This is a genomic window from Actinoalloteichus spitiensis RMV-1378 (assembly GCF_000239155.1).
GTDB classification, from domain to species: domain Bacteria; phylum Actinomycetota; class Actinomycetes; order Mycobacteriales; family Pseudonocardiaceae; genus Actinoalloteichus_B; species Actinoalloteichus_B spitiensis.
Genome location: NZ_AGVX02000716.1, coordinates 1 through 3,989, shown reverse-complemented (window position 1 = coordinate 3,989; position 3,989 = coordinate 1). Strand labels below are relative to the sequence as shown.

Genomic DNA, 3,989 nt, shown 5'->3' with positions numbered 1-3,989 from the left:
CTGCCGGTGGTCGCCAAGCCGTGCAACACCCGACCCGCGAAGAGCGCACCCACCCCCTCCGCCCCCACCAACAGCAACGACGCCACCGCCGACATCCCCAGACCCCACAACAACAACCGCCGAGGCCCCACCCGCTCCACCGCCGCGCCGAACACGACCAACGCCGGCACGCTCACCAGCGAGTACGTCGCGAACAACGCCGTCGACGTCAACGACGAGAACGCGAACTCCCGCTGGTACAGCGGGTACAACGGGCTCACCATGTTCGCCCCCGCCGTCAGCACCAGCAACGCGGCGGCCGCGGCGACCAGCGCACCGGTCCCACCTCCCCCCGCGGGCCCCCGTGCCGTTCCCGGCACGCGCGAGGACCCCCGCCACCAGGTCCCACCGCCCAGCCAGCTCCGCACCGACCACCACGGCGAGACACCGAACCACCGGTCGGACAGCACACGTGATCGAGACACACGCCCAGGGTGCGCAACACGATAGGCGACGAAAAGCAAACGTTGATGCAGCGAACCGTACAGTTGCACTACATGATCGATCGCCGGCTCCATATGCTGCAGCTACTCGACCGGCACGGCACCGTCCACGCGGTGGCCACCGCCCTGCACTACACCCCATCGGCGGTATCGCAGGCACTCCGCAGCCTCAGCGCCGAACTCGGAACCGAGATCGTCCGACCCCGAGGACGCGGCGTCCGCATCACCCCCGCCGGCCGCACCCTGCTGTCCCACGCGGAGATCCTCTTCGCCCAGTGGGAACGGGCCCGCGCCGCCCTCGACGCCTACGACGAGGAACCGTCGGGCACCCTGGGCATCTGCGGATTCTCCACGGCGGCCGCCGTCGTCCTCCCCCGCGCCGCCGGCGCACTCCGGGAACGCTTCCCCCACCTCGGCATCCGCATCACCGAGGCGGAACCCACCGAGTGCTTCGACCTGCTGCTCTCCGGCGAGGCCGACATCGCCCTCGTCGTGGCCACGCCCGACACGCCCTCCCCCAGCGACCCCCGTTTCGACCAGCGCCCCCTCTTCGACGACGCCCTGGACCTGCTGATCCCCCAGGACCACCCGCTGGCGGGCGCCGGTGAGGTGCGGCTCGTCGACGTGGCGCACGAACAGTGGATCGTCTCCAAACCAGGATCGACCTACCACCAGCTCGTGCTCGCGGCCTGCGCGACCGCCGGCTTCTCCCCTCGGATCGCCCACCGCAGCGACGAGTGGGAGACCGCCACGGCGCTCGTCGCTCAGGGCTTCGGTGTCTGCCTGGTACCCCAGCTCGCCGGACTCCCCAGCACCCACCCGGTGTCCCGCCTCCGCCTGACCGGAGACCCCGCTCCGGCGCGCCGCGTTCTCACCGCCACCCGGCTGGGTAGCCGGGACCGCCCCGTGATCAGCAGCGTCCTCGACGCGATCACGGCCGTGGTTCGTCGACTCGACCTCCGTCCGCTGGCGGGAGCGGCTGACCACCCCGCAGCGGTCAGCTCGAACCTCCCTGACTGACCACCACCCCGCCGACCTCACACGCGTTGAGGGACCGCCGCCCGGATCGCCCCGGGCGGCGGCTGATCTCAGGCGCCGCCGGGCTCGAGGCCCAGCCGACGCCTGGCGTCGTCGATGCGCTTCAGGCCCTCCATCGCCGTAGCGCGGGCCGCCGCGCACTCCTCCACGCTGGTGGCGTTGGCGAGCAGCTCACCGGTGGCTCGCCAACGCTCGCTCGCATCCTCCAGCGCCCGTCGGGCGACGACGTCGTCGCCGACTTCGAGCGTCTCGACGTGGAAACCCAGACGCCGGTACGCCGACCGCGCGGCGGACTTGGCCGCGCGAACCTCGCGGTGCCGCGACGCTCCCAGGATGACGGGAACGAGCACTCCGGCGGCGACGGCGATCGCGCCGACGATCCACAGGATCATGGACACCATCTGTTACCTCGATCAGTTGACGGGGCCGCCAGTATCTCACCCGTTCGATGGTGCAGCTTCGCCTCGTTCCCGCCATCGGTCGCTGCCCGCTTCGAGGCACCCGGACCATCCTGGCCCGGGTTCGTCTGGACGTCGAGAACGGCGTCGTCCCACGGAGCATCGCGATCTTCGCACGTCGGAGGTGCCGGCGACCGGGTACCGGTACGGGGTGCGGTCCCCGGTTTGGGGGGCGGTGACCCGGCGGGGGGGCACTGCCTGGTGGACGAAGCGAGCCGGGTCAGGATGAAGGGATGCGCGCCCGGATCTGCCCGCTCCTCGTAGCGTGAAGTTCTCACTCTCCGTAGTGACCTCGTGGGGTCGTGGCGGGTTTTGCTTCGTGGGGTTGTGGGATTAATTTTGATTTACACTGAAACGATGGGTATAGATGAAACCAATGGGGTCGAAGCGGCTGGGGTCGGGGCAGGATGAGGTACGGCGGGGCCCTCCTCGTGCGACAACGGACCCCAGTCCGAACAGCCCTTACGACAGTCGAGTGATCATGGGGAGAAACCTGGTGCGTTCGGCCGGTCATGATCGGTAGGGTGTTCCCAGGTCATCGCCGCCCACTCCCACACTGGTGTGCCGCGCGGTGACCGCCGTGCCCCGCAGGATTTCAAGACTTCGCCCTCATCACCGACCGCGACGACGCGGCAGGCTGTGGGGCACCACCGACTGGACCCACTTCCGCCGCCCGCTGCTGAAAGGCCAGGCGCTCCGGGCGCCCGCGAGTGACTGCCTCGGATGGGCGGCCCGGCCCTGGGAGCCTTCTTGACCTACGTCATCTGGGCGCTGCAAGTGCCACTCGCACTGGTCCTCCTCATCTCCGGCGGGATGAAACTCGTCCAACGGGAAGAACTACTACTGGCGAACATGCCGTGGGCGGAGGATTTCTCCAGCCAGGAGGTCAAGATCATCGGGGGGATCGAGGTGGCGGCCGCGGCCGGCCTGATCCTGCCCGGCGTGCTCAACTTCCTCACCGTGCTGACGCCGATCACCGCCTGCGGTGTGGTGCTGCTGATGATCGGAGCCATCGTCGTGCACAGCAGGAGGTGGAAGTTCAAGCCAGTCCCGATCAACCTCGTGCTGCTGGTCATAGCTGGCGTCGTGGCCTGGACCCGGTTCGGCCCGGTGCCCTTCTGATCCCCCGGCCCGAGCGGGTGGGATTCGTTCCCGCCCCGGGCGGGTACCACCCCCGGTGAACGACGCGGAGCGCGGTAGCCAGCCGCGCCGACCGCACACCGTCAACGGGAGGAGGCCGACGACCATGGCCGAGCACACGCACGAGAGCGACGTCCTCTGGAACGAGTTCCACAGGGTGGTGAACATGTCCTCCCGCGAGCTCAGCGAGTGGCTACGGACCAGGTCGGCCGGGGAGACAACCGAGGAGTTCCCGGACCAGGCGGGAACGCCGACCGGGCAGGAGGTGTTGCGCATCCTCAACAAGCGGCGGACGGACCTGGAGGACGGCGATCTCCACGTGATGCGCCGGGTCGTGGAACGGGTGCACGCCGAACGCCGAGACGATCTGGAGCCCACCGGAGGCCAGGCGAGCTGGCGGCACCGGCTCATGTCGATCGGTCACGACCCGCTGAAACCCGTGTGACCGGAGTGCCGTCGAGACCGGGGGTCCGGTCGGCCTCACTGCTGCCGGTGGAGTGAGGTGGACTCTCCCCTGCTGGGGTTGGTGCGGTGGCGCGCGTATATGAATTCACTCAGCACTGAAGCGATGGATGCGGCCTATATCGAGGCACGTCCGTGACACCCTTCACCTCGTCGCCCGCGCGAACCCCCGCACGCCCGGCCCAGCACGACGACCAGGTGGGAAGGCGCACGGTCGAGGGTGGACCACCCGGGTCAGGCGGCACCACCGGTGCTGCTCGCCCCGCACGCCAGCCGACCTGACCCGGGTGCCGGCTCCAGCGCCCCTCCCCCACCAACACGACCGGCACGGGGCGCACCCCGAAGGCGAGAACGTCGCCACTCCTGTGGCGGAAGCGGGCGGAGAGCACCGCCGGGTCCCCCCACCGCC

Annotated in this window: 5 protein-coding genes; 3 read left to right on the top strand and 2 right to left on the bottom strand. The window is 69.8% G+C overall.

Annotated elements, in window-relative coordinates; translation table 11 throughout:
• A partial coding sequence (locus ACTIDRAF_RS31065; protein ID WP_169534009.1) for an MFS transporter occupies positions 1 to 464 on the bottom strand: 464 nt, incomplete at its 3' end.
• A gap of 45 nt (positions 465 to 509) precedes the next feature.
• Here ACTIDRAF_RS31065 and ACTIDRAF_RS0224470 point away from each other — a divergent pair.
• A complete protein-coding gene (locus ACTIDRAF_RS0224470; RefSeq protein ID WP_016701308.1) occupies positions 510 to 1,502 on the top strand; it encodes a LysR family transcriptional regulator in 993 nt (330 codons plus the stop codon).
• A 68-nt stretch (positions 1,503 to 1,570) separates the two neighbouring features.
• Here the strand turns inward: ACTIDRAF_RS0224470 and ACTIDRAF_RS0224465 are convergent, their stop codons facing one another.
• The gene (locus ACTIDRAF_RS0224465; RefSeq protein WP_016701307.1) at positions 1,571 to 1,921 is read right to left on the bottom strand and encodes a hypothetical protein; all 351 of its coding nucleotides are present in this window, start codon (positions 1,919 to 1,921) and stop codon (positions 1,571 to 1,573) included.
• 807 nt (positions 1,922 to 2,728) lie between these two features.
• Between ACTIDRAF_RS0224465 and ACTIDRAF_RS0224460 the strand changes: the two genes are divergently transcribed.
• Together ACTIDRAF_RS0224460 and ACTIDRAF_RS0224455 are read left to right on the top strand one after the other, a co-directional pair.
• Positions 2,729 to 3,100 (top strand): DoxX family protein, encoded by a 372-nt coding sequence (locus tag ACTIDRAF_RS0224460; protein WP_039789404.1) that lies wholly within the window; start codon positions 2,729 to 2,731, stop codon positions 3,098 to 3,100.
• Positions 3,101 to 3,224: 124 nt separating this feature from the next.
• Positions 3,225 to 3,563 (top strand): DUF3140 domain-containing protein, encoded by a 339-nt coding sequence (locus ACTIDRAF_RS0224455; RefSeq protein ID WP_016701305.1) that lies wholly within the window; start codon positions 3,225 to 3,227, stop codon positions 3,561 to 3,563.
• Positions 3,564 to 3,989: the final 426 nt, after the last annotated feature.